16 protein-coding genes and 1 tRNA gene are annotated in these 22,989 nt (G+C 61.8%); 7 read left to right on the top strand and 10 right to left on the bottom strand.

What is annotated here, in order from left to right:
* The first annotated feature begins 9 nt into the window (after window positions 1-9).
* Both KQI12_RS03550 and KQI12_RS03545 read left to right on the top strand, forming a co-directional pair.
* Window positions 10-885 carry a 4Fe-4S binding protein gene (locus tag KQI12_RS03550; protein ID WP_216570635.1) on the top strand — a complete coding sequence of 292 codons (876 nt, stop codon included), beginning with the start codon at window positions 10-12 and terminating at the stop codon, window positions 883-885.
* Window positions 882-1,841, top strand: coding sequence for a TlpA disulfide reductase family protein (locus KQI12_RS03545; protein ID WP_216570634.1), 960 nt, complete (start codon window positions 882-884; stop codon window positions 1,839-1,841). The genes KQI12_RS03550 and KQI12_RS03545 overlap by 4 nt, the downstream gene beginning before the upstream one ends.
* A gap of 687 nt (window positions 1,842-2,528) precedes the next feature.
* Here KQI12_RS03545 and KQI12_RS03540 read toward each other — a convergent pair.
* Window positions 2,529-2,602, bottom strand: a tRNA-Gly gene (locus tag KQI12_RS03540).
* Between the two features lie 296 nt (window positions 2,603-2,898).
* Between KQI12_RS03540 and sigG the strand changes: the two genes are divergently transcribed.
* From sigG to KQI12_RS03515, 5 genes are all read left to right on the top strand, one after another.
* Window positions 2,899-3,669: an RNA polymerase sporulation sigma factor SigG gene (sigG, locus tag KQI12_RS03535; RefSeq protein WP_216570633.1), complete on the top strand. Its 771-nt coding sequence runs from the start codon at window positions 2,899-2,901 to the stop codon at window positions 3,667-3,669.
* Between the two features lie 306 nt (window positions 3,670-3,975).
* A complete protein-coding gene (locus KQI12_RS03530) occupies window positions 3,976-4,593 on the top strand; it encodes a TetR/AcrR family transcriptional regulator (protein WP_216570631.1) in 618 nt (205 codons plus the stop codon).
* A gap of 5 nt (window positions 4,594-4,598) precedes the next feature.
* The gene (locus KQI12_RS03525; RefSeq protein WP_216570629.1) at window positions 4,599-7,157 is read left to right on the top strand and encodes an RND family transporter; all 2,559 of its coding nucleotides are present in this window, start codon (window positions 4,599-4,601) and stop codon (window positions 7,155-7,157) included.
* On the top strand, window positions 7,138-10,593 hold the full coding sequence (locus KQI12_RS03520; RefSeq protein ID WP_216570628.1) for a peptidase: 3,456 nt from the start codon (window positions 7,138-7,140) through the stop codon (window positions 10,591-10,593). Before KQI12_RS03525 ends, KQI12_RS03520 begins: the two co-directional genes overlap by 20 nt.
* 216 nt (window positions 10,594-10,809) lie before the next feature.
* Window positions 10,810-12,945, top strand: a complete 2,136-nt coding sequence (locus tag KQI12_RS03515; protein WP_216570627.1) for a M28 family peptidase — start codon at window positions 10,810-10,812, stop codon at window positions 12,943-12,945.
* A 93-nt stretch (window positions 12,946-13,038) separates the two neighbouring features.
* Here the strand turns inward: KQI12_RS03515 and pgsA are convergent, their stop codons facing one another.
* The 9 genes from pgsA to KQI12_RS03470 all read right to left on the bottom strand — a co-directional run bounded on the left by pgsA (window position 13,039) and on the right by KQI12_RS03470 (window position 22,840).
* Window positions 13,039-13,566 (bottom strand): CDP-diacylglycerol--glycerol-3-phosphate 3-phosphatidyltransferase, encoded by a 528-nt coding sequence (pgsA, locus tag KQI12_RS03510; protein ID WP_216570626.1) that lies wholly within the window; start codon window positions 13,564-13,566, stop codon window positions 13,039-13,041.
* Between the two features lie 4 nt (window positions 13,567-13,570).
* Complete coding sequence (rimO, locus tag KQI12_RS03505) at window positions 13,571-14,902, bottom strand: 30S ribosomal protein S12 methylthiotransferase RimO (protein ID WP_216570625.1); 1,332 nt, start codon at window positions 14,900-14,902, stop codon at window positions 13,571-13,573.
* A 446-nt stretch (window positions 14,903-15,348) separates the two neighbouring features.
* A complete protein-coding gene (locus KQI12_RS03500; protein ID WP_216570624.1) occupies window positions 15,349-16,014 on the bottom strand; it encodes a regulatory protein RecX in 666 nt (221 codons plus the stop codon).
* Window positions 16,015-17,169 (bottom strand): recombinase RecA, encoded by a 1,155-nt coding sequence (recA, locus tag KQI12_RS03495; RefSeq protein WP_216570622.1) that lies wholly within the window; start codon window positions 17,167-17,169, stop codon window positions 16,015-16,017.
* Between the two features lie 112 nt (window positions 17,170-17,281).
* The gene (gene prmC, locus KQI12_RS03490; protein WP_216570621.1) at window positions 17,282-18,166 is read right to left on the bottom strand and encodes a peptide chain release factor N(5)-glutamine methyltransferase; all 885 of its coding nucleotides are present in this window, start codon (window positions 18,164-18,166) and stop codon (window positions 17,282-17,284) included.
* Window positions 18,167-18,209: 43 nt separating this feature from the next.
* Complete coding sequence (locus tag KQI12_RS03485; protein WP_253290786.1) at window positions 18,210-19,190, bottom strand: DUF1385 domain-containing protein; 981 nt, start codon at window positions 19,188-19,190, stop codon at window positions 18,210-18,212.
* An 86-nt stretch (window positions 19,191-19,276) separates the two neighbouring features.
* Window positions 19,277-20,683 carry a HAMP domain-containing sensor histidine kinase gene (locus KQI12_RS03480; protein ID WP_216570620.1) on the bottom strand — a complete coding sequence of 469 codons (1,407 nt, stop codon included), beginning with the start codon at window positions 20,681-20,683 and terminating at the stop codon, window positions 19,277-19,279.
* 31 nt (window positions 20,684-20,714) lie between these two features.
* On the bottom strand, window positions 20,715-21,401 hold the full coding sequence (locus KQI12_RS03475) for a response regulator transcription factor (RefSeq protein WP_216570619.1): 687 nt from the start codon (window positions 21,399-21,401) through the stop codon (window positions 20,715-20,717).
* A gap of 29 nt (window positions 21,402-21,430) precedes the next feature.
* On the bottom strand, window positions 21,431-22,840 hold the full coding sequence (locus KQI12_RS03470) for a hypothetical protein (RefSeq protein ID WP_216570618.1): 1,410 nt from the start codon (window positions 22,838-22,840) through the stop codon (window positions 21,431-21,433).
* Between the last annotated feature and the right edge of the window lie 149 nt (window positions 22,841-22,989).

Genomic DNA, 22,989 nt, shown 5'->3' with positions numbered 1-22,989 from the left:
TCACAGACCATGTCCCGCTTCCGGGGCTGGATCCAGGCGGGTGCAACGTTGCTGACCAACCTGCATCTGCCGAACTTCCTCAAGGGAGGACTGTATCAGGGCGCTGGGAAAACCGTCTGCGTGCCGGGGCTGAACTGCTACTCCTGTCCGGCGGCCTCCGGAGCCTGCCCCATCGGGGCGTTTCAGGCAGTGGTGGGCTCGTCCAAGTTCAGCTTCTCCTATTATATCACAGGCTTTCTCATTCTGCTGGGCGTGCTGCTGGGGCGCTTTATCTGCGGCTTCCTCTGTCCCTTCGGCTGGTTTCAGGAGTTGCTGCATAAGATCCCGACAAAGAAGCTCTCCACAAAGAAGCTCAAGCCACTGACCTATCTCAAGTACGCCGTACTGCTGGTGATGGTTTTCCTGCTGCCGGCGTTCCTGGTGAACGACGTGGGCATGGGCGACCCCTTCTTCTGCAAATACCTCTGCCCGCAGGGCGTGCTGGAGGGAGCCATCCCGCTGTCCCTTGCCAATGCCGGCATCCGGGCGGCGCTGGGCAAGCTGTTTACATGGAAGTTCAGCATCCTGCTGTCGGTGATCGTGCTGAGCGTGCTGTTCTACCGGCCGTTTTGCAAATGGCTGTGCCCGCTGGGGGCGTTCTACGCCCTGTTCAACAAGGTGTCCCTCTTCCAGATGAAGGTGGACGAAAATAAGTGCATTTCCTGCGGGAAATGTGCCAGAGCCTGCAAGATGGACGTGGACGTGACGAAAACGCCCAACCATACCGAGTGCATCCGCTGCGGGATGTGCATCCGCGCCTGTCCGACGAACGCCGTGAGCTTCCGCTACGGCTTCGGCAACGGGAAAGAAGCACCAAAGAAAACAACGATGGAGGAATCAAAATGAACATGAAGAGAATTTTTGCACTGGCTTTTGCCGTGCTGATGGTGCTGGCCCTGGCGGCCTGCGGCACGCGAGACAACGACAAGATGGCGAATGGAAGCGGCAACGGCTCCGCCATGACCGACGAGCCGAAAACCGCCGAGGAGGCGCTCACCCTGCATACGGAGCTGCTGGAGCGGGAGAAAGCGATCCTGTCGGAAAATACCGAGCTGTGGGAAAAGGTCTTTATGGAGACCGACAAGGGCATGGCCATGATCGAGGACGAGAAAAACTACGGCGACTTCCTGCTGGGTACCGTCGAGGACGCCAAGGAGCAGTTCACCGACAAGGAGTATGAGTGGCTGAAGGAGTCCACTACGGAGATCAGCGATATTGAAAACAAGGTGGCCGAGTTGGAAGAAAAGTATCCCGAGATCATGCAGAAATCCATGGACGGCGATATGAGCATGCCCGCGGGCAGCGACACGAGCACCCCTCCCGACGACGGCAGTATGCAGAAGTTCCCCGCCTTTGAGGGTAAAGACCTGGATGGCAACACGGTGAAGAGCGACGAGCTGTTCTCCGGCAACGCCGTCACCGTGGTGAATTTCTGGTTCACCACCTGCAATCCCTGCGTGGGCGAGCTCTCCGATTTGGACGCGCTGAACCGTGAACTCGCGGAGAAGGGCGGCGGGCTCATCGGCATCAACTCCTTCACGCTGGACGGCAACGAGACGGCCATTGCCGAGGCGAAGGACGTGCTGGCTAAGAAGGGCGCCACCTATCAGAATGTGTATTTTGACTCCGATGGTGAGGCGGGAATGTTCACCATGAGCATCAATGCTTATCCCACCACCTACGTCGTTGACCGCAGCGGCAATATCGTGGGTGACCCCATCGTAGGCGCCATCACAGAAAAGAAGCAGGCAGAGACGCTGCAAAAGCTCATCGACCAGACCATCGCCGCCGATATGGCCTGACGATCAGACGGCGCGCTGAGCGATCGGCCTCATGGGCGATATGATGTCTCATAGGGGTAGGAAACGGCGCATCATTGGTACACAACAGCGCTCCCTGCATAGGCAGGGAGCGCTGTTCATCTTTCAAAGGGGGATGGACAGGTCGTGAAGTTCCCAAACGTGGTATCAAAAATGGGAATATGCGCAAAGAAAAACCTTCGCCACCTATGCGGCATCCGCCGCCTCATGTCATCTTTCCTGATCCTCTCGCTTTTTAGAGGGGCGTTGTGATGCAACGTAAAAGCAGACCGAGAGGATCATCGAGGCGTGTCGTATGGTAACTTCGACAGGATCGACGACTCCTCCCGAATATGGCGCATTTCTGACGGTCTGCGATCGGTGGAGCTGCTCAAGGTCTCTCACTTCGTGATCGACCGTATGCTGAAAACAGGTCGGCTTCCTGCCGCCAAGCTCGCTGGTCAACATCGCGTCCGTACAGAAGATTTTTCAAGCGGTGGGATAACGAGGTCAAACAGGATCAAAAAAATATTTCGAGGGACTGTCTGAGATAGCAGGCAGTCCCTTTTGCGTGTGCAAAAATGCCACGCTTTGTTTTTCATATGGCGTGACATTTCGTAAAGCAGGAAATCAACAAAATAGTCAAAAAATAAATCAGTTGCAAGATCGAACGATCTTGCAACTGATCATTGGAGCGGATGACGGGAATCGAACCCGCGTCGCCAGCTTGGGAAGCTGGGGCCCTGCCATTAGACGACATCCGCATATAAAATTCATAGAGTGACAATTCCGGAAGATCCGCTTTCAAGAATCCTTGAAACTACTGAGCGAATACATCTTTTGCTTGGGAAGCCGACGCACTACCGATGTACTGACCCTGTGTCTCATCGATTGACTTGTATATTGTAGCATATCCCCCACCGGTTGGCAAGTAGTTTTTTCCGTCTTTCTTCGTCCGGTCCTGACATCGGCGCGGGCGGCCGGCCAAACCGCCGTATGTTCCCCGCCGCTTCGGAGATACTGGATACATATCCTTTCTATGGTGGGAGGTCTTGCGCACATGGTGGGAAAAGTGGAGATCTGCGGCGTCAACACGTCCAGGCTGAAGGTCCTGAAGAACGAGGAGACCATGGCCCTCCTGAAGCGGGTGAAGGAGGGCGACGCCGCCGCCCGGGATGAGCTCATCGCCGGGAACCTGCGGCTGGTCCTCTCCGTGGTCCAGAAGTTCAGTGGACGGGGCGAGAACGTGGATGACCTGTTCCAGGTGGGATGCATCGGGCTCATGAAGGCGATCGACCGCTTCGACGTGGGGCTGAACGTCCGGCTGTCCACCTATGGAGTCCCCATGATCGCCGGCGAGATCCGCCGGTATCTCCGGGACGGGGGTGCGGTACGGGTGTCCCGCTCCCTTAGGGACACCGCCTATAAAGTCCTCCAGAGGAAGGAGCGCTTCCTGGCCGAGCACCAGCGGGAGCCGTCGGTGGAAGAGCTCGCGCAGGCCATGGAGCTCCCCCGCGAGGAGATCGTGTTCGCGCTGGACGCCATCGCCGATCCGGTGTCCCTCTACGAGCCGCTCTATTCGGACAGCGGCGACACCGTCTGTGTCATGGATCAGGTGAAGGACGCCAAAAACACCGACGAGGACTGGCTGGAGCGAATCGCGCTCAAGGACGCCATGGCCCGGCTCACCGACCGGGAGCGGAAGATCCTGCGGCTCCGTTTCTTCGAGGGCCGGACTCAGATGGAGGTCTCTGACGAGGTGGGCATCTCCCAGGCCCAGGTCTCCCGTCTGGAGAAGAACGCGATCCGCCAGTTACGGCAGAATATGTGACCGGCCGAACTGCCGGCGAGGCCGGCTGTCCTGGTAGGGCCGGCCATGTTCTCCTTTTTCTCCGACCAAGCAGGACGACCCCGGGCCGGTCCTGTGTTTTCCGCACACACAGGACTGCTCAGACATGATCATGAGCTGACTGGCACGGTCCAGGATCCCGCATCGTGGGATTATACTGCCCGTCCATTTTTCGCTACACTTGTAGATTATCTTGACAGATGTTCCTGTACGTGCTATCCTATATCGAACCGAAAAAGATGCCGCCCTCCCATCGAAGCAGGAAGGCAGCAGAAAAGGAGCATGCTCATGACCCAGACCACCCGGACCGGCCCTAAGGAGGATCTGCGGCAACGCCGCACCCGGAGCCTCCTGGTCAAGGCGCTTTTGGAGCTGCTGGAGGAGCAGTCCTTCCAGTCCATCTCCGTGGTCGACATCTGCAATCGCGCCATGGTACACCGCACCACCTTTTATACCCACTTCGAGGATAAGCAGGCCCTGCTGAACTACACGATCCAGAGCCTGCTCCAGAAGTTCCAGTTCTATGCCCCAGACACAGGAGAACTCTCATCCCACGATTTTTTCCTGTCAGTGGCCCACCGGGCTCTGGTCTTTCTGGATCTCCACCGGAAGCTCCTCCGCCCGGCCTTTGCCGGAGACGATGGCGTGGAGTTCCACGCCATGGAACTCCACGCGATGGAGGACATCCTGGCGGACGGCCTGTGCCAGCGCCTTCAGGAGCCCTCTTTCCGGGCCGAGTCCCCCGACCTGGACCCCCAGATCACCGCGCACTTCTATGCCGGCGCCATGGTGGGGCTCATCCACTGGTGGCTGGAGCAGGACGCTCCCATCCCGGAAGAGACCATCATCCATCATCTGGACCGATTCCTGCCCGGACTGCCGGCAGGCACTGAAAAGAGAGGCTGATCCCCATGTCATCTGAACACAGATCCAGCGAGACCTTCATGGAGAAGGTGGCCCGGCTGATCGTGGACAAACGCAACGCGTTCTTCCTGATCTTCCTGGCGGCCACCATCTTCGCCGCGGTCTCCATCAGCAAGGTGCAGGTCAACGACGATCTGACCAAGTACCTCCCCGAGACCACCGAGACCCGCCGGGGCCTGGACGTGATGGACAAGGAGTTCATCACGCTGGGCACCGCCAACATCATGGTCTCCAACATCACTTACAACGAGGCATCCCTCCTGTCCGACCAGATCGCGGACATACCGGGCGTCTCTGAAGTGGACTTTGACGACACCACCGACCACTACAAGGACTCCTCCGCCCTCTTCACCGTCACTTTCGACTACGACGAAGACGACCCCAAGGCCAAGGAGTCTCTGGAGGATGTGGAGGCCCTGCTGGACGGCTATGATGTCTACCCCTCCACCACCGTGGGCCGGGATACCTCTGCCGACCTCCAGAAGGAGATGTCCGTGATCCTGGCGATCGCCGCTGTGGTCATCGTGGCCGTGCTCCTCTTCACCTCCAAGAGCTATATGGAGGTGCCCGTCTATCTGATCGTCTTCGTCGTGGCGGCGATCCTGAATATGGGCACCAACTACATCTTCGGGACGATCTCCTTCGTCACCAACTCCATCGCCATCGTGCTCCAGCTGGCCATGGCCATCGACTACGCCATCATCTTCTGCCACCGGTATATGGAGGAGCGCGACAACGGTCTGGATTCCCGGGAGGCGGACATCACCGCCCTCTCCAAGGCCATCGTGGAGATCTCCTCCTCCAGCCTGACCACGATCTCCGGTCTGGTGGCCCTGATGCTCATGCAGTTCAAGCTGGGCTATGACATGGGCATCGTGCTGGTGAAGGGCATCCTGTTCAGCATGATCTCGGTGTTCTTCCTGATGCCCGGTCTGCTGATGCTCTTCGGCAAGTCTATCGAGCGTACCCGGCACCGCAACCTGGTCCCCCACATCAACCTCTGGGGCAAGGTGGTCCTGAAGCTCCGGTACATCCTCCCCATCGTCTTCGTGGCGGTCATCGCCGTGGGCGCTGTCCTCTCCAACAAGTGTGACTATGTGTTCATCGAGAACGACACCGACTTCGACAATAAGCCCGACTGGCGCATCGCCGATGACAAGGTAGCCGACACCTTTGGTCAAAAGACCACCATCGCCCTGCTGGTCCCCACCGGGAACTACGACGATGAGGGCCGTATCCTGCGGGAGGTCGCCGAGCTGCCTGAGATCACGCAGGCCACCGGCCTGGCCAATACCGAGGCCGACCTGGGGGACGACGATGAGGATGGTGGCGTCTCTGTCAAGGACGACAGCGATGTGACCTATCTCACGGACTCCCTCACTCCCCGCCAGTTTGCCGATCTGGTGGATGTGGACATCGAAGTAGCCAAAGTCCTCTATCAGGCCTACGGCATCGACAAGGAGGACTACACCCCCATCTTCCAGGACGTGGATGAGTATACCATCCCCCTGATCGACTCTCTGGAGTTCATGCTGGATGAGCGGGACAAGGGCGTCGTCTCCTTCGAGGGAAATCAGGCTCAGGACATGGACGACCTGAAGGACGCACTGGACAAGGGCACCGCCCAGCTCCGGGGCGAGAACTGGGACCGGATGGTCTTTATCGCCGACTGCCCTCAGGAGGGCGCCGAGTCCTACGATCTGCTGGAGCAGATCCGCTCCATCGCCCAGGTCTACTACGGCGATGACGTGATGCTGGTGGGCAACACCACCAACGCCCGGGATATGTCCAGCTCCTTCTCCGGCGACAACATGAAGATCAGCGTCCTGACAGCCCTGTTCGTCATGATCATCCTGCTCTTCACCTTCAAATCCACCAGCTTGCCCATCCTGCTGGTCATGACGATCCAAGGCTCCATCTGGATCAACTTCTCGATCCCCTACCTGACAGGCGTCAATATGTTCTTCGTCAGCTACCTGGTGGTCTCCTCCATCCAGATGGGCGCCACCATCGACTACGCCATCGTCATCACCAACCGCTACATGACCCTGCGGGACACCATGGACCACAAGAAGGCCATCATCCAGTCACTGGACGAGAGCTTCGCCACCGTCCTCACCTCCGGCAGCATCATGTCGGCGGCGGGCTTCCTGATCGCCAAGATCTCCACCAACGCCACGATCGGTTCCGTGGGACTGGCCCTTGGCCGGGGCACCCTCACCTCCATCGTGCTGGTGATGACCGTCCTGCCCCAGCTCCTGCTCCTGGGCGACCGCTTCCTGGAGCGCACCACCATCACCCTGCGGGGCAAACGCCATGAGCAGACGGTGCAGAAGGGCATCATGCGGGTGGACGGCCACCTGCGCGGCCATGTGTCCGGCTTCGTGGACGGCCAGTTCAACGGCATCCTCCACGGCAGTGTGGACGCCTATGTGGAGAACAAGAAGTCCATCCCCACTCCCGGCGGGGACACGCCGGAGCTCCCCGAGGACAGCGCCCGGCAGGATCAGCAGGAGGAAGATACCCATGAAAATGACCATCCATAAGCGGGCAGGCGCGCTGTTCCTGGCTCTGACCCTCTGCCTGAGCCTGGTCCCCGCCGCCTCCGCCGCCGGTGACAACGTCACCATCACCGATGTCAAGGAGTTCCTGGCCTTCGCCGGGGACTGCGCCAACGACACCTATTCCAGAGGGCTCACCGTGGAGCTCCAGACCGACCTGGACCTGACTGGCAGCAGCTTCACGTCCATCCCCGTGTTCTGCGGCACCTTCCACGGGAACGGCCACACCATCACCAATTACCACGTGGAGAAGAAGGGCTCCCAGATGGGCCTGTTCCGCTACATAGAAGAGGGCGCCGAGGTCTCCGGGCTCACCATCGAGGACGGCTACCTCTGTCCCGGAGGCTCCAAGACCGAGGTGGGCCTGCTGGCCGGCGTGAACAAGGGCACCATCGAGGACTGCTCCGTCTCCGGAATCGTCAGGGGCGAGAAGCAGGTCGGCGGCCTAGTGGGCACCAATGAGGACACCGGCGTCATCCGCAGTTCCACCAGCGCCGCATCCCTCACCGGCACCACCGATGTGGGCGGCATCGCCGGCCATAACGACGGTCTGATCGACCGATGCGCCAATCAGGGCGAGATCGGCCGGGAGGCGGAGGACGATGCCCCGCGCAACGTAGGCGGCATCGCCGGACGCTCCACCGGTACCATCCAGTCCAGTGAGAACCACGCGGTGCTGGGCTATGACCACAAAGGCTACAATATCGGCGGCATCGTGGGCCTCCAGAGCGGTGCGGTGGTCTCCTGCGTGAACAGCGGCGAGATCTATGGCCGCAAGGACGTGGGCGGCATCGTGGGCCAGTTCGAGCCCGACATCAGCTTCTCCTACGGCACCGACCCGATCGACGCGCTGGACCGCTCTATGGCGGAGTTCACCGATCAGATGCGGATCTTTGCCCGGCAGACCTACGATACCACCACCGATGCAGTGGATGACATGAAGATCATCAACGACGCCATGGACGAGATCCGCAAGCGGAGCAACACCTCTGTGAACGACCTGCTGGAGGACACCAACGCGGTGATCCAGACCGTCCACGGCTCCACCGGCATCATCAACAAGACCTTCACCTCCCTGCTGGACCGGACTGACGCCTTCCGCGCTGACACCGACAGCCAGCTGGACGCCATGAAAGCGGCCGTCACCGCCATGCGCAAAGCCGTGGACGATATGGCCGACACCGTGGACACCGGTCTGGGCGATGCCTTCGACACCATGGAGGACAGCTTCGACGACATCGACGATGAGATGCAGAAGGTCATCAATGGCATGAACGGCCTCTCTGATGACCTGAAGGCCATCCAGAAGTTCCTCAAGACCTGTGAGTCCATCACAAAGCAGATCCAGGACCTGATCGGTCAGATCGGCAGCGGGAGCAGTGACGATATCGATCCCGGTTTCGGTCAGAACAACTATGCCGGTGACCTCTACGCGCTGTTCCAGCAGTTGAACAAGGCGTTCAAGGAACTCAAGGGCATCGACCCTTCCGGCCATCTGGACAAGGTCACCAACGGGATCTCCCAAATCAGCGATACCGCTTCCGAGATGGTCTCCGAACTGAACGACATCTACAAGGGCGCCTCCAAGGACGCCCGGAAGTACTGGGACCAGGCCAGCGACGCACTGGATGACCTCCAGGATGCCACAGACGCGGTCCGGTCCCTGACCAAGACCTTCGCGGACGCCTCCAGCGGTGACCTGCGGTCCATCAACAGCCAGCTGGATGTGATCTCCCAAGCCTTGGACCGCTACTGGAACACTATCTACGACAAGGGCCACTCCTCCGCTGATGATATCGATGCCCAGCTACAGATCATCCAGAAGCAGATGGACAAGATGAACAGCGGAGCCTCTGCGCACAGCAAGGAGCTCTATGACACCACCCTCTCCATCCTGGACCAGCTGGACCAGGTCCGCTCCGACCTGATGGAGATGACGAAGAAGCCGGAGCGCCAGATCCTGGACGTCTCTGACGCCCACGCTGACGAGGGCGCGGGCCGGGTCAGCTCCTGCCGGAACACGGCCGACATCAACGCCGACCAGAACGTGGGCGGCATCGTGGGCAACGTCTCCATGGAGGTGGCCTCCGACCCGGAGCAGGAGTGGGATCTGGATGACCAGGAGCACCTGCTCCTGCTGGACACGGACGCCTATCTGACCGCCACCGTCCGTGGCTCCCGGAACGAGGGCGGTGTCACCGCCAAAAAGTCCGTGGCCGGCGGCATCGTGGGCAACGGCATGGTGGGTGCCATCGTGAACTGCATCAGCCGCGGCCCCGTGGAGGTGGCCGCCTCCGAGGATGACGGCGGAAAAGCCGGCGGCATCGCCGGTGTCTCCCGCTCGGTCATCAAGGACTGCTCTGCGCAGGCCGATCTGACCGGCGGCGATATGCTGGGCGGCATCGCCGGTCAGGGCCGGGACATCTCCGGCTGTGTGGCCATGACCCGCATCGACAGCGACGGTGGTGAACAGCTGGGCGCGATCGCCGGTTCCGATGACAGCACCAGCTTCCTGAAGGAGCTGAACGATGCCCTCAACGGCGACAGCTCCGATGACAGCGAGGACGACGGCGGCACGATCCAGGGCAACTGGTTCCTCCAGGAATCTCTGGCAGGCGTGGACGGCGTGACCTTCGCCGGTCAGACCACCGGCCTCTCCTTCGAGGACTTCTCCGCCCTGTCCAGCGTGCCCGCAGAGTTCCTCCAGTTCAGCGTCACCTTCGTCTCCAACGGTCAGGTGGTCAAGACCATCCCCACGGAATACGGCGGTCAGATCGACCCAGCCGACTTCCCTGCCGTGCCTGTTTGGAACGGCTACTACGGTGAGTGGGAGGACTTCGACGCCGCCGACATCCTTCGCCCCACCACCGTCCACGCGGTGTACAACAACTGGAGCACCACGATCTCCTCCGGCGGAAGCCAGCCCGTCCTGCTGGCGGAAGGCTCCTTCTCCCCCTCTGCCCATCTGTCCATCGATAACTGGATCCCGGACGAGGGACTTCTGGACCGGGACGATCTTGCGGGCTACTCTTACAGCATCATCGACCCTGATTCCGCCGTTCCGGAGACCGTGGCCCTCCGGGTCCGCTCCGTAGACAAGGGCGACACGCTCTATCTCCTCCAGGACGGCGCGCTCACCCCGGTGGATGACGCGGAGCGGGACGGAAGCTATCTGGTGTTCACCGGTCCTGCCTCCGGTTCTCTGGTCTTGGTCCCCAAGGCAAAGCTCCCTCTCCCCCTGGTGATCGGCGGCGGCATCGCCGGCGTGCTGATCCTGGCCGCTGTGCTCTTCCTCCTGATCCGCCGCCACAAGGGCAAGCCCCACAAGGGCCCCACGGTGAAGGAAAAGGAGCTGGCCCAGGAGAAGCTCCGGGTCCAAGAAGAACATCTCAAGGAACAGGAAGCCGCATTGAAAAAATAACGTACCCATTTCGCTCCCGGCAGAGATGACCGTCTCTGCCGGGAGCTTTTGTACCTGTCGAGCCTACGACTGGCCGTCCAGCGCAGAGCAGGCTTCCCTTGTGATATTTTTACAGTTTTTTCGATCGAAACTATTGAAAAGTCCTCCCAGCTCTGATATGATACATGCCAACATGCCGTTTTTCGGCGTGGAACTTGATGTAAAGGATGTTGATAAGTGAAACAGACCAAGCGATGCACTGCGGGCGCTCTCGCCATGCTGCTGACCCTGAGCGGGTGCGGCAGCCAGACCCAGTCCCAGCCTCAGGCCACTCAGACCTCCGAGGCCACCACCCTTGCGGCGGCTCAGGCCGCCTATCTGGACCATGTGGATCTGGATTATTCCTACGGACTGGCAAAGAAGTTGGAGGATATCAAGTCCAACGAGGCTTTGGGCTACCGCACGGCAGGGTCCGACGCGGAGATCGCGACGGGTGATATGCTGAAAGCGGAGATGGAGTCTATCGGGCTCTCTGACGTGACGAAAGATGCGTTCACCCTGGACACCTGGACCTTCGACCACGCGCGGCTCACCTACCCCACGGCGGATGGGAGCGAAAAGACCGTGGAGCTGGGCGGTTATCAGACTGACCTCTCCACCGGCGGCGCCAAGTCGTTCACGATCGTGGACGGCGGACGAGGGACTGAGGACGACCTGGCTGGTCTGGATGTGACCGGAAAGCTGGTGCTGGTGGATATCGACCAGCGGGCGGACTGGTGGATCAACTATCCCGCCTATGAGGCCCACCTCCACGGAGCGGCGGCCGTCCTGGCCGCTCAGAACGGCGGCTATGCCGAGGTCAGCGACGATGCGCTGAACGCCCAGGACGTGTGCGGTCCGGCAGACGCCCCCGCTCTCTCCATCTCCCGGACCGACGCGGACGCCATCCGGGCCGCTATGGAGCAGGCCGGCACCAAGGAGCTGGAGGTCACGCTGGATGCCGAGAGCTCCGTGGGCCTGGACGGCACCTCCTATAACATCGTGGGCACGATCCCCGGCCGTGACCCCGACGCTATGGTGCTCATGAGCGCCCACTATGACTCCTACTTTGCCGGTTTCCAGGATGACAACGCCGCCATCGCCCTGATGTTCGGCATCGCCAAGGCCATCGTGGACAGCGGCTATCAGCCGGAAAAGACCCTGGTGTTCTCCGCCATGGCCGCCGAGGAGTGGGGCGTCAGCGATACCCGCTACGACTGGTCCACCGGCGCCTATAACGAGATCTTCCGGGTCCATCCTGAATGGGTGGGCAAGGTGGTGGCCGACATCAACTTCGAGCTCCCCGCTATGAATGAGGGCGACACGGACCAGATCCGTACCTCCTATGAGCTCAAGACCTTCGTGGAGGGGTTCAAGGACGATGTGCCCGCCGTGGAGGGCGTGTTCCCCAACGGCATCGAGGTCATTGTCCCCACCCAGACCTGGTCTGACGACTTCTCCCTGTCCATCGCCGGTGTGCCTTCCTCCGTAACGGCTCTGCGAGGCGGCTTCGCCCAGACGCACTACCACAGCCAGTTCGACAACGAGGACACGTACAGCTCCGAGGCGTTCCAGTTCCATCACGGGATGTACGGGATGCTGATGCTGGCCTACGACCGGTGCGCCGTCTCTCCCCTGGACTTCTCCACCCGCCTCTCCTCCCTGCGGGAGAGCATGGACGAGTCTGTCCTGAGCGAAGAGCAGGTCTCCTCCCTGAACACCGCGCTGGACGAGGCCGATGCCGCCGCCAAGAGCGCCTGGGAGAAGGTCTCCACCGTCAACGCCGACTATCGGACGGCGCTGGACGCCGGCGACACCGCCAAGGCCGACCAGCTCCTTGCCGACAGCCGCACCCTGAACACCGCCGCGCTGGAGGCCTTCCGCTATGCGGAGGACTGCTTCGTCCGCCTGACCTGGGAGGATGTCTCCATCTTCCCCCATGAGCACAGCACCAACAACATCGCGGCGCTGGACGGCGCGATCGCCGCGTTGGAGCAGGATGACGCCGCCGCCGCGCTGGATGACTACCTCTATCTGGTGGACAACAACTGGTATGCCTACGACTGGAGCCGCGAGACTTACGACCACTTCACCAACTATGTGCTGGATCAGCCCGCCGACCGCCTCATGTGGGGCGCGGGCCGGGTCCAGGGCCACGTGGACCTGTTCGATGTGATCGAGTCCCTCCAGCAGAAGGAGGCCGGCGCCGACTGCTCCGCCGAGCTGGACGCCCTCAAGGCCGCCCGGACCGAGGAGACGGCGCGCCTGGACGAGCAGGTCTCCGGTGAGCTGGACGCCCTGTCTCAGCTGACCGAGAAGCTGAACGCCTTCTAAACTCCATCAACTCCATATAACGATAGGAGCCCCCGGATGACCGATCCGATCATCCGGGGGCTCCTTTTATCTGCTTATCTGCTGGAGCACAGGTCACATATTGGTCCAGTCCATGACGTCCTTGTTCTTGACGAAATACTCGATGCCGGAGTAGACGGTGGTGATCACGATCACGGCCGTGACCACGGGGTCCACCCAGCCGGGGACCGGCAGGAGCATCAGGCAGATGCCCACCATGGTGGAGGCGGTCTTGACCTTTCCAGACCAAGCCGCGGCGATCACCCGGCCGTTGTCCACGGCGATGAGGCGCAGGCCGCTGACGGCGAACTCCCGCACCACCACGATCAGCACCGCCCAGGCGGGCATCCGGCCCGCCTCTACGAACCATAACATGGCGGCCATGACCAGCATCTTATCCGCCAGCGGGTCCATGAACTTTCCGAAATCCGTCACCAGGCCCCGGCTCCGGGCCAGATAGCCATCGGCGAAGTCGGTGACGCTGGCCAGGACGAACACGGCCAGCGCGATGTAGGTGCCGCCGGGGATCCCCAGATACAGCACCACCAGGAACACCGGGATCATGAGGATCCGCAGCATCGTCAGCTTATTGGGCAGATTCATCGGCTCACCCCTCGATCTCGCCGGTCAGGTCCCCATCGGAGACGCCGGTCAGACGCACATAGACGAACTCGCCCGCGGGGATCACGCCCCCAGCGGTGAACAGGACACGGCCGTCGATCTCGGGGGAATCGGCGTAGGTCCGGCCTACATAACAGCCCTCCTGCGGATCGAAGCCCTCGCAGAGGACCTCCACCGTCTCGCCCAAGCGGCTCTCGTTCCACTCGTCCATGACCCGGGACTGGAGGTCCACCAGCAGCTCCACCCGGCGGCGGGCCACATCGTCATCCACCTGGTCCTCCATGCGGGCGGCCAGCGTGCCCTCCTCCCGGGAGTACTGGAACACGCCTGCCCGCTGGAGCTTCTGCTCCCGCAGGAAATCGCAGAGCTCCTCGAACTTCTCCTCTGTCTCTCCGGGCAGACCGCAGATCAGAGAGGTGCGGATCACCAGATCCGGCATAGCGGCCCGGAGCTTGGCGAAGAGGGCCTCGATCTCCGCCTTCGTCGTATGGCGGCGCATGGAAGCCAAGATCTCATCATTGCAGTGCTGGATGGGGATGTCCAGATAGTGGAGGATCTTCCGTTCTGAAGCGATCGTCTCGATGAGCTCGTCGGTGATGACCTCCGGATAGAGGTAGTGGAGCCGGATCCACCGGAAGGGCAGTCTGCACAGCTCCTTCAGCAGGCCCGCCAGCGTGGTGCCGTCCTCCAGATCCAGACCATAGCGGGTGATGTCCTGCGCGATCACGATCAGCTCCTTCACGCCCCGGTCCGCCAGCTCCCGGGCCTCGTGGAGGACGGACTCCAGAGAACGGCTGCGGTAGCGGCCGCGGAGCTTGGGGATGATGCAGAAGGCACAGCCGTTGCTGCATCCCTCGGCGATCTTCAGGAAAGCGGTGTAGGACGCGGTGGTCACGATCCGCTCGCCGTCCTCATAGGTACGGTGGATGTCGCCGAAATGCTCGGGATGCCCGCCGCCCATGAGCTCTGCCACGGCGGTGACTACATCGGTATAGCTTCCGGTGCCCAGCATCCCGTCCACCTCGGGCAGCTCGGTGCGGATATCGTCCCGGTAGCGCTGGGTCAGACACCCAGCCACCAGCAGCTTCTTCAGCTTGCCCTCATCCTTGAGACGGGCAAGCTCCAGGATGTGGTCGATGGCCTCGCTCTTGGCGGACTCGATGAAGCCGCAGGTATTGAGCACGGCCACATCCGCTCCGGCAGGGTCGCCGGTCACTTCATAGCCGGCCTCCCGACACAGCGCCATCATCTGTTCCGTGTTCACAAGGTTCTTGGCACATCCCAGCGAGACGAATGCCACTTTATATCGATGATCCAAATCAGATCCCTCCAACGGTCCTTTCGAGAGGATGACAGGCTCCTCTCCATATTAGTCTAAAAGTAAAGTTTACACGACCAGCCGAAAAAGTCAACCCATAAAAACGGAAATGGAGGGCCAAAGCCCTCCATTTCTCAGTCTGTGTCTGTCAAAAAAGTGATTTCTCACGGGGAACGATGCAAGAGCCTCGCAGAGTTCCGTCACCCGCAGGTGACGGAATAAGATACAAGGCGTTTTTTCTGGGGACATGCGCCTCAGAAAAAACTCTTCTCAGGCCGCAAGTGTGCGAGCGCAGCGAGTGCGCGTGGCGGCCTGCGTCTCCCTCGAAGAAATGCCTGCATTTCTGAGAAGCGTGTCGAACTTTTTCGACACGCTGGGAAATGGAGGGCCAAAGCCCTCCATTTCTACTGTTCCTGTCAAGATCCATGTCCGGAAACGGCCCGACCTCACGAGGACTCAGAGTCCTCTGCCTCCGCCCGCCAGCGCTCCAGGGCATCCCGGATGTCCTCCCAGCGGTAGCCCCGGCGGGCCAGCGCATCGGAAGCCCGCTTCAAAGCCTTCCGGTCGTCGGGGTCCTCCCCCGCCAGCTTCTTCCGCACGAAGCGGTCGATCTCGCCGGCCGGGTCCTGGACCTCCTCCAGTGCCGCCTCCCAGTAGTCTCGGGGCACCCCCCGGCGGTAGAGCTCGTCCCGGAGCTTCCGCTCCCCATAGCCCTTGCCGGCGTAGTGCCGGACCACGGTGGAGGCATAGGCCTCATCGTTCAGATAGCCCAGATCCTCCAGCCAGTCCGCCGCTTCCTCCGCGGCGGCGGGATCCACAGCAGGAGGCTCTGTCCCCTCCTTCGTGCGGCGGGGCTTGGCGGTCAGCTTGCCGATCAGCTCCTTCCGGGACATCGGCCGGGCGGTCAGGGCCGCCAGGGCCTTCTCCCGGAGCGCCGACCGGGCGGCGGAGACGGTCAGCTCCGCCAGACGCTCTCCAGTCAGGTCCATCCCGGCGTAGAGGCCGAAGCCCAGCACCTCGTTCTCCCCCACCCGCAGGAGCGATCCATCCTCCAGATAGAGGAGCCAGCGTCCCTTCACCCGCTGGGAGGGGGCCAGCTTGATCAGCTTCATTTACGCCTCGGCCCCGCTGCCGTCCTCGAAGTCCTCGGCGGACACGTCCACCGCCTTCCCGGCAGACTTGACGCCGGTGGAAGCGGGCGCGGCGGCGGGCGTCTTAGGGGCCGCATTGGCCCGGCTGGGCAGGAGCTTCCAGGCGTTGGCCCGGATCTCGGCCTCGATGCGCTCGGCCTCCTCCGGGTTCTCCTTCAGATACTGCTTCACGGCGTCCTTGCCCTGGCCCAGACGCATCTCGCCCATGGAGAACCAGGAGCCGGACTTCTGGATGATGTCCAGCTTGACGCCCAAATCCACCAGCTCGCCCACCTTGGAGATGCCCTCGCCATACATGATGTCGAACTCAGCCTCCCGGAAGGGCGGCGCGACCTTGTTCTTCACGATCTTGACCCGGGTACGGTTGCCCACCACCTCGGTGCCGTTCTTGATGGACTCGATCCGGCGCACGTCCATGCGCACGGAGGAGTAGAACTTCAGGGCACGGCCGCCGGTGGTGACCTCCGGATTGCCGTAGACCACGCCTACCTTCTCGCGGAGCTGGTTGATGAAGATCACGACGCAGTTGGTCTTGGCGATGGAGCCGGCCAGCTTCCGCAGAGCCTGGCTCATGAGGCGGGCCAGCAGGCCCACATGGGAGTCGCCCATGTCGCCCTCGATCTCGGCCCGGGGCGTCAGTGCGGCCACGGAGTCCACCACTACCACATCGATGGCGCCGGAGCGGACCAACGCCTCGCAGATCTCCAGGCCCTGCTCACCGGTATCGGGCTGGGAAATCAGCATGGAGTCGATGTCCACGCCCAGAGCCCGGGCATAGGTGGGATCCAGCGCGTGCTCCGCGTCGATGAAGGCCACCTCGCCGCCCCGCTTCTGGGCCTCGGCCACGATATGGAGGGCCAGAGTGGTCTTGCCGGAGGACTCGGGGCCGTACACCTCGATGATGCGCCCTTTGGGCACACCGCCGATCCCCAGCGCCAGATCCAGCGCCAGAGAGCCGGTGGGGATGGCCTCCACCACCACATGGGTATTCTCGCCCAGACGCATGACCGTGCCCTTGCCATAGGTCTTTTCGATGTTCGCCAGACAGGTCTCCAGCGCTTTCTTCTTGTCAGAGGCGGGCGCCGCCGCCTCGATGATCCTCTTCTTATCCGCCATTCTTCTATCATCCTTTCCGGCCCGGAGGCCGTCCTTGCAAGATCTCATGGGACGGGCGTCCCGTCCTTCGTCTGAGACTATGATACCCGTATCAAAGTCCGATAAAACGGACTCACCTTTCGTGTCCTCCGTCCTCGATATCGGCCACGCCGGACACGACCCGCTGGATGCCCTGGGTGTCCTGGAAGATCCGGATGTCTTGATAGCCCTCCCAGCGGAGGAGCTCTGCCACATCAGGGGCCTGCCCCATCCCGACTTCAAAGAGGAGCGTGCCGCCCAGACGCAGGGCCTTCTTCCAGTCCCGGGCGATGGCCCGGTAGAAGTCCAGTCCGTCTGTGCCGCCATCCAGGGCCATCCGGGGCTCATAGTCCCGGACCGAAGGCTCCAGTCCGGCGATGTCCCCGCTGGGGATATAGGGCGGGTTGCTGGCGATCACGTCGAAATCCCAGAGGGCCGCCGGAGGGGGCTCCAGCGCGTCGGTCTGGATGCAGGTCACACGGGCGTTGAGTTCGTTTCGGCGGACGTTCTGCTTGCACACCCGGAGCGCGCCGTCGCTCTTGTCTGCCAATACCACCCGGGTGCTGGGGACATTGGCGGCCACCGCCAGCCCTACGCAGCCGCTCCCGGCGCACAGGTCCAGCACACGGCCCCCCTCTCCTGCCGCCCGGGCCAGCAGGATCGCCTGCTCCGCCAGGACCTCGGTGTCCATCCGGGGGATCAGCACGTCTGGGCTCACCGTCAGGGGGAGCCCATAGAACTCCCATTCGCCGATGAGATAGGCCACCGGCTCCCCGGCCAGCCGCCGTTCCACCAGATCCGTCACCTGAGCCTCCACCTGATCGGAGGCATAGAGAGTCAAGTCCCGGTAGAACTGCTCCCGGCTCTTCCCGGCCGCCGCACAGACGATTTCCCGGGCCTCCAGCTGAGCGGACTCGATCCCGGCGCTCTTCAGCTTGTGCCGGGTGTCCAGGTACAGGTTATTGTAAGTCGTCGCCATTACGATCACGCTCTCTCTTTATAAACCGTTCTCTGTCCGAGCCTCACCAGGCGTCCTTGCCCTTCTCCTCCGGAAGGACCAACGTGAAGGCCCGGATGCCCACCTCGATCATGGAGTCATCCGGCTCGAAGGTGGTGAAGTTCTGGAGCCAGAGGCCAGGGGCCGTCAGGAGCCGGGTCACGGCATTGTCATACCGGCCCACCAGACGGTTGAGCTCATAGGTCAGGCCCACCACCACCGGCAGGAGGAGCAGGTGGACGCCCATCCGGGCGAGAGGGGCCGTCAGCGCCACGAAGGAGAACACGATGCTGGACAGCAGGATCGCCGTCACGATCACGACGAAGAGGAAGCTGGTGCCGCACCGGGGATGGTGGCGGGGCTGCTTCCGTACGTTCTCCACGGTCAGGGGCAGACCGGCCTCATAGCAGAAGATGGTCTTGTGCTCCGCCCCATGGTACTGGAACACCCGGTGGATGTCCTTGGTCTTGGAGCAGAGGATCAGGTAGCCCCCGAAGATCACGATCCGGACCAGGCCCTCCAGCACATTGCGCACCCACATGGGCATCCCGGAGAACAGCCAGCCGATCCCGCCCACCACGGCCGTGGGCAGGAGGATGAACAGCCCCACAGAGAAGGCCATGCCCAGGATCACCGCCAGAGTCACGATCAGAGAGGAGAGCTTCTCGCTCCCCAGCTTCTCCTCCAGGAACCGTTCGAACCTGGAGGGCTCCTCCTCCCCCTCGTCCCCGCCATAGAACTCTGCCGAGAACATGAGGGCTTTGACGCCGTTGGCCATAGAGGAGCCGAAATTGAAGATGCCCCGGAGGAACGGGAGCCCCAGGAGCGGATACTTGTCCTTGATGAGGACCCGGTCGCTGACCTGTTCCTCCAGCGTGCCGTCCGGCTTGCGGACCACCACGGCCTTCCGGTCGGGTCCGATCATCATGATGCCCTCGATCAGCGCCTGTCCGCCGATCATCGTCTTGAATGGCTTCCGGCCGGAAGCCTGCTTCTCTTCTGCCATGGGATCCTCCCTGTGGGTGTCATTCTTATGTTCTGCACGTTTTATTGTACCAGACTGCGGACCATCCCGCAAGAGCCGATCCGAACTTATGTTCCGATCGGCAGGCGGATCGTGACGATACAGCCGCCGCCCTCGGCGTTGCCGATCTCCAGCGTGCCCTGATGGCGGGTCACGATCTCCTCGCACACCGCCAGGCCGATGCCGCTGCCCCGGGCCTTGGAGCTGCCCTTATAGAACCGGGTCTTGACGTGTGGGAGCTCCTCCTCCGGGATGCCGGGGCCGTAGTCCCGGATGGTGATGACCGCCTGATCTCCCTCCCGGCGGATGGCCGTGTCGATGCGCTTGCCGCTGCCGCCGTGCTTGGCGGCGTTGTCCAGCAGGTTGCACAGCACCTGCCGCAGACGCTCCGGGTCGGCGTTCATGATGGGGAACTCCTCTTCACAGTCTGTGTGGGTCAGCTCGATGCCGTCTCGGCGGAAGAACTCCTTATAGGTATACACCGCGTCCTCCAACTCGGCCTTGATGTCGATGGGCTCCACCGACAGGGTGAAGCGGCCGTCCTGGATGCGGGAGAATTCCAGCAGTTCTTCCACCATGTTGGTGAGGCGCCGGGCCTCGCTGACGATGATGCCCATGCCCTTCTTCACGTCTTGAGCATCCCGGACCTCACCGTTCATGATGGTCTCGGCCCAGCCGTTGATGGCGGTGAGGGGCGTGCGGAGCTCATGGGACACCGAGGAGATGAACTCGTTCTTGAGCTTCTCAGACTGTTTGATCTTCAGAGACATATCGTTGATGGCGTCGATCAGGTCGCCCACCTCGTCATCGAACTGCTTCTCCATCTGGATGCCGTAGCTCCCGGCTGCGATATGCTCGGCGGTGCGGGTGACCTCTACCACAGGGTCTACGATGGACCGGACGAAATACAGCCCGGACAGATAGAGCAGAGCCAGCACCAGCAGGCCCACCAGCAGGGCGGCGGCCACTACGATCACGATCTGCCGGTCCACCAGCACCAGCGAGGTGACGATCCGAATCACCGACACCACCTCGCCGTTCACCTTCAAGGGACAGGAGACCGCCATCACGTGCTCCTCCGTATCCGGGTCGGAGCCGGTCCAGACGCCCATGTGCACCCCGCCCAGGGCCTCCCGGATGTCGGGGGTGTCGGGCTGATAGCCGGCGATCTGGATCAGGCTGGAGAAGTGCATGACGCCCTCACTGTCCAAGATCTGGAAGTTCAGCGTATCACTGTCCTCGAACTGTCCCGTGACGAAGGCGGAGGCGTTCTGATAGTAGTCCGCCTCGGTCTTGTAGCCGCTGAACATATTGGCCGCAACGGTCAGCTTGCTCTGGAGGCCGGTGCGCATATTGGAGTAATAGTAGCTGACCATGGCCACGGAGAACGCAGTCACAGACAACAGGACCACCACCAGGACCGCGCTGATGCTGTTCATGATCCAGCGCTTCCGGATGCCCTTCATCTTTTTCATGGATCCACCACCTGCTCAGGGTCTGGGCCGCTCACGCGCCCCATTTATAACCGTAGCCCCACACGGTGTTGATATAGGTAGGACTGGTCGGGTCGTCCTCGATCTTGATACGCAGACGGCGGATGTTCACATCCACGATCTTCAGCTCGCCGAAGTAGTCCCGGCCCCACACCGTGTCCAGGATCTCCTCCCGGGAGAGGGCCTTGCCGGGGTTGTCCATGAAGAGCTTGATGATGGAATACTCCACTTGAGTCAGCTTCACCCGCTGGCCGTTCTTCTCCAGAGTCCGGTTCCGGGTGTTCAGGAGGAACGGGGGCTGATGGATCTCTTCGGCGTTCTCCTGCACCACTCCGCCGGCCCGGCGATAGAGGGCGTCCACCCGGGCGGTGAGCTCCGCCGGAGAGAAGGGCTTGGTCACATAGTCATCCGCTCCGGTCATGAGGCCCGTCACCTTGTCCATCTCCTGGGTGCGGGCGGTGAGCATGATGATACCGATCTGGCTGTTGCTGGCCCGGATCCGGCGGCAGACCTCGAAGCCGTCGATCCCAGGCAGCATGATGTCCAGCAGAGCCACCTTGGTGTCCGGGTTCTGCCGCAGGAGCTCCAGCGCCTCCTCGCCCGTGCCGGCCTCGATGGTCTCATAGCCCGCCCGCTTCAGATTGATCACCACGAAGCTGCGGATATTGGTCTCATCCTCCAATACCAGTACCTTTTTCAACACGATCCCTCTCCTTGTGCGCTGAGCGCTTATTGATCGAACGAATCCCAGTCTGTCTGGATGACGTGGAACCGGTCCTTCACCCCGTCCTCGTCCAGACCACAGTCCCCTCCGCCGTTCAGGAGTTCGGCGGCATAGATCACGGTAGGGGTGTCCTCCCCGCTGTCGCCCAGGCGGAAGCGCCCGGGCAGGACGGCCCGGCTGGTCCGGTTGCTCCCGGAGAGCCGATAGACCTCCAGGAACGGCTCGGGCTCTTCCTGGCCAGACTCCCTGTCCCAGAAGGAGAACACCACGGCCCGCTCGCCCCCGCCGGCGGTATCGCTGCGGGAGAGGACCAGCCGTCCGTCCCACTCCTCCGGCAGGTCCAGATACCAGCCGTCCTGTTTATTATAATAGGTGGTGCGGACATAGCTCCGGACGCCGTCCATGTCGTACCGGTACCACCGGTTGAGCCAGAAGTTGACCGCAGCGGTACTCTGTCCGAACTCGGGCAGCGGCTCCGATGCCGGCACTTCCATGATCCCGTCCTTGTCGATGTCCGCCGAACGGACGCCGGTGTAGAGACTGCGGGTCTCCACGCTGACATTGGACACCGGGTCCAGCGTGATGTTCCGGAGAGACTTGGACCGTCCCGGGCGGTCCTCCCAGACCAGGATGTCGGTGAGCTGTCCGCCGGTCTCTCCGGTGCCCGCCGGCAGGTCAGAGGTCACGAACAGGGCGGGCACATGGTCCTCCAGGGTCCCCTTGCGGGCGTTGTCCTCCTGGATACTGCTGATCCCGGCCGAGAGGGCGGCAGTGGAGTCCAGCTCCATGAGACCGTCCCGGAAGTCGTAGAGCTCGGCCTGTCCGCCGCCCTCCGGCTTGGTGTTGAGGATCAGGATCTCATCGTCCCCGTCCCGGTCCATATCGAAGAGTTTGAACACGCTGTAATTGGTCTGGAGGAGCTCTACCACCTGCTCGCTGGACACAGAATAGGCGGCCAGGAAATGGATCTGCTCACTGAGCTGCCAGCTCACCACGACCTCCTTGCCGGGGACGCCGTCCAGATCCACATAATCCACATAGTTGATGCCGGTGCCGCTGCCCTCGATCACCGCCTCCAGCTCATAGGTCTCCCCCAGCTGGTGGTAGATGCAGATCTTCAGGGACTCCTCCTCCCCGCTCATGCGGAAGAATACGATCGCGGAATCGACGGCGCCGTCCCCGTCCATATCCTGGAGCTGGATGTTCTGGATGTTCTCCCCGCCGAGGGGAGCGGCGTACTCCGCCCCCTGGCTCAGCACCTCGTTGATCTCACTGGTCAGGTTCTTGAACTCCGTGGGCAGCTCCGGCAGATGGTAGAGGTCATCATCGGAGTGCAGGTCGCACCCGCTCATCAGGAGGCCGACGGCGGCGGCCAGCAGGATGCCGCGCAGGACTCGTTTCATATGGTGTTTCATGGGCATCTGCCTCCCAGCTCTATCTTGTTCCGCCACGGCGATGGGTGGTCATGGGTCAGTACTCGTCATTATAGCACGATCTTCCCTGCTTCGGTAGATGAACATCCGTGATAATGTGCGATAATTTTTTAGAGGATCGCCATATCCGA

Source organism: Pseudoflavonifractor sp. MSJ-37 (assembly GCF_018917965.1).
Taxonomy (GTDB): domain Bacteria; phylum Bacillota; class Clostridia; order Oscillospirales; family Oscillospiraceae; genus Pseudoflavonifractor_A.
Note: the sequence above shows the minus strand (reverse complement) of the source record. Positions and strands in the feature narration are given on the sequence as shown.

Excerpts from the sequence above, each read along its gene's own strand:
- KQI12_RS03500 (WP_216570624.1), bottom strand. The coding sequence starts at position 16,014 with ATGAAGCTGATCAAGCTGGCCCCCTCCCAGCGGGTGAAGGGACGCTGG.
- recA (WP_216570622.1), bottom strand. The coding sequence starts at position 17,169 with ATGGCGGATAAGAAGAGGATCATCGAGGCGGCGGCGCCCGCCTCTGAC.
- prmC (WP_216570621.1), bottom strand. The coding sequence starts at position 18,166 with ATGGCGACGACTTACAATAACCTGTACCTGGACACCCGGCACAAGCTG.
- KQI12_RS03485 (WP_253290786.1), bottom strand. The coding sequence starts at position 19,190 with ATGGCAGAAGAGAAGCAGGCTTCCGGCCGGAAGCCATTCAAGACGATG.
- KQI12_RS03470 (WP_216570618.1), bottom strand. The coding sequence starts at position 22,840 with ATGAAACACCATATGAAACGAGTCCTGCGCGGCATCCTGCTGGCCGCC.
- KQI12_RS03525 (WP_216570629.1), top strand. The coding sequence starts at position 4,599 with ATGTCATCTGAACACAGATCCAGCGAGACCTTCATGGAGAAGGTGGCC.
- KQI12_RS03550 (WP_216570635.1), top strand. The coding sequence starts at position 10 with ATGTCCCGCTTCCGGGGCTGGATCCAGGCGGGTGCAACGTTGCTGACC.
- KQI12_RS03545 (WP_216570634.1), top strand. The coding sequence starts at position 882 with ATGAACATGAAGAGAATTTTTGCACTGGCTTTTGCCGTGCTGATGGTG.
- KQI12_RS03530 (WP_216570631.1), top strand. The coding sequence starts at position 3,976 with ATGACCCAGACCACCCGGACCGGCCCTAAGGAGGATCTGCGGCAACGC.
- KQI12_RS03520 (WP_216570628.1), top strand. The coding sequence starts at position 7,138 with ATGAAAATGACCATCCATAAGCGGGCAGGCGCGCTGTTCCTGGCTCTG.
- KQI12_RS03480 (WP_216570620.1), bottom strand. The coding sequence starts at position 20,683 with ATGAAAAAGATGAAGGGCATCCGGAAGCGCTGGATCATGAACAGCATC.
- sigG (WP_216570633.1), top strand. The coding sequence starts at position 2,899 with ATGGTGGGAAAAGTGGAGATCTGCGGCGTCAACACGTCCAGGCTGAAG.
- pgsA (WP_216570626.1), bottom strand. The coding sequence starts at position 13,566 with ATGAATCTGCCCAATAAGCTGACGATGCTGCGGATCCTCATGATCCCG.